This is a genomic window from Paracoccus sp. PARArs4, assembly GCF_947311865.1.
In the GTDB taxonomy this organism is placed as follows: domain Bacteria; phylum Pseudomonadota; class Alphaproteobacteria; order Rhodobacterales; family Rhodobacteraceae; genus Paracoccus; species Paracoccus zeaxanthinifaciens.
Window position 1 is genome coordinate 1 of record NZ_CAMZMW010000035.1, and the last position, 2,500, is coordinate 2,500.

General features: G+C 55.0%; 1 tRNA gene and 2 rRNA genes (1 of these 3 cut by a window edge). All 3 read right to left on the reverse strand.

The features are described from left to right. Positions 1–3: 3 nt before the first annotated feature. Positions 4–80 (reverse strand) — tRNA-Met (locus QMZ16_RS16115). Positions 81–138: 58 nt separating this feature from the next. Continuing rightward, positions 139–253, reverse strand: a 5S ribosomal RNA gene (gene rrf / locus QMZ16_RS16120). A 68-nt stretch (positions 254–321) separates the two neighbouring features. Next, positions 322–2,500: ribosomal RNA gene (locus tag QMZ16_RS16125) — 23S ribosomal RNA — on the reverse strand (it continues 656 nt past the right edge of the window).

Here is a 2,500-nt window from a genome sequence, read left to right on the forward strand (position 1 = left end):
TTTTGGTTGCGGGGGCAGGATTTGAACCTGCGACCTTCAGGTTATGAGCCTGACGAGCTACCGGGCTGCTCTACCCCGCGCCAAGTTTGTCCTGATCGGTTGTTTTCATCGTTCAGAGAGATTGTCGTCTCTTTCCAGGTCTGGCGGTGACCTACTCTCCCACGTCTTTTGACGCAGTACCATTGGCGCGACGGCACTTAACGGCCGAGTTCGGGATGGGATCGGGTGTTTTGCTCGTGCTAGGGCCACCAGACCGGGAAAGAGACGACCAGCGTTTGTTGTCCAAGGATGCTTTTGGAAGAAGTCTTGCTTCTTCCGGATCAAATCAAGCCAATCGAGCCATTAGTACCGGTCAACTGAATGCATTGCTGCACTTACATCTCCGGCCTATCGACGTGGTGGTCTTCCACGGCTCTCAAGGGATACCTTGTTTTGAGGGGGGCTTCACGCTTAGATGCCTTCAGCGTTTATCCTGTCCGTTCATAGCTACCCTGCACTGCCGTTGGCACGACAACAGGTCCACCAGTGGAACGTTCACCCCGGTCCTCTCGTACTAGGGGCAACTCCTCTCAAGTATCCAACACCCACGGCAGATAGGGACCGAACTGTCTCACGACGTTCTAAACCCAGCTCACGTACCTCTTTAAACGGCGAACAGCCGTACCCTTGGGACCTGCTCCAGCCCCAGGATGAGATGAGCCGACATCGAGGTGCCAAACGATGCCGTCGATATGGACTCTTGGGCATCATCAGCCTGTTATCCCCAGCGTACCTTTTATCCGTTGAGCGATGGCCCTTCCACTCGGGACCACCGGATCACTATGGCCGTCTTTCGACTCTGCTCGACTTGTCAGTCTTGCAGTCAGGCTGGCTTCTGCCATTGCACTCAACGAGCGATTTCCGACCGCTCTGAGCCAACCTTCGCGCGCCTCCGTTACTGTTTGGGAGGCGACCGCCCCAGTCAAACTACCCACCACGCAGGGTCCCGGACCCGGATAACGGGCCGCGGTTAGACATCAAGAGTGCGAAGGGCGGTATCTCAAGGATGGCTCCACCGGAACTGGCGTCCCGGTTTCAGCGCCTACCGCCTATCCTGCACATCGCAATCCTGATGCCAGTGCGAAGTTGTAGTAAAGGTGCATGGGGTCTTTCCGTCTAACCGCGGGAAGTCTGCATCTTCACAGACAATTCAATTTCGCTGAGTCCACGTTTGAGACAGCGGGGAAGTCGTTACGCCATTCGTGCAGGTCGGAACTTACCCGACAAGGAATTTCGCTACCTTAGGACCGTTATAGTTACGGCCGCCGTTTACCGGGGCTTCAATTCAATGCTTGCACATCTCCTTTTAACCTTCCGGCACCGGGCAGGCGTCAGACCCTATACGTCGTCTTGCGACTTCGCAGAGCCCTGTGTTTTTAGTAAACAGTCGCCACCCCCTGGTTTGTGCCCCCGGCCTCTACTTGCGTAAAAACCGGGCCTCCTTCTCGCGAACTTACGGAGGTATTTTGCCGAGTTCCTTAAACGTGGTTCTCTCAAGCGCCTTGGTATTCTCTACCAGTCCACCTGTGTCGGTTTCGGGTACGGTCTCATGGAGGGCTATTTCCAGGGACCGCTCAGCTGCCAGTTCAATCCGATAAGGACTGACAACCTCTGCGATCCGTCACCATCTCCTGGCCCAGGAATATTAACCTGGTTCCCATCGACTACGCCTTTCGGCCTCGCCTTAGGGGCCGGCTTACCCTGCTCAGATTAGCTTTAAGCAGGAACCCTTGGACTTTCGGCGACAGGGTCTCTCACCCTGTTTGTCGCTACTCATGTCAACATTCTCACTTCTGATCACTCCACCGGATGCCTTACGGCCCGGCTTCACAGTCAGAACAATGCCTCCGCTGATCCCGTAAGATCAGAAGAGGCAGCGTTCTATATCACAGAACGCTCCGCTACCGCGTGCACCGAAGTGCACACCCAAAGCTTCGGCTCGTGGCTTGAGCCCCGTTACATCTTCGCCGCAAGACCTCTTGATTAGACCAGTGAGCTGTTACGCTATCTTTAAAGGATGGCTGCTTCTAAGCCAACCTCCTGGTTGTTTTGGAAGTCTCACATGCTTTCCCACTTAGCCACGAATTGGGGGCCTTAGCTGTTGGTCAGGGTTGTTTCCCTCTCCACGACGGACGTTAGCACCCGCCGTGTGTCTCCCGGATAGTCCTTCTCGGTATTCGGAGTTTGCTTAGACTCAGTAAGGCTGTGGGCCCCCATCATCCATGCAGTGCTCTACCCCCGAGAGGATACGTCCGAGGCGCTACCTAAATAGCTTTCGCGGAGAACCAGCTATCTCCGAGTTTGATTGGCCTTTCACCCCTAGGCACAAGTCATCCCGACCTTTTTCAACAGGTGTGGGTTCGGACCTCCAGTACGTGTTACCGTACCTTCATCCTGCTCATGCCTAGATCACTCGGTTTCGGGTCTGATCCGTCTAACTAAGTCGCCCATTTAAGACTCG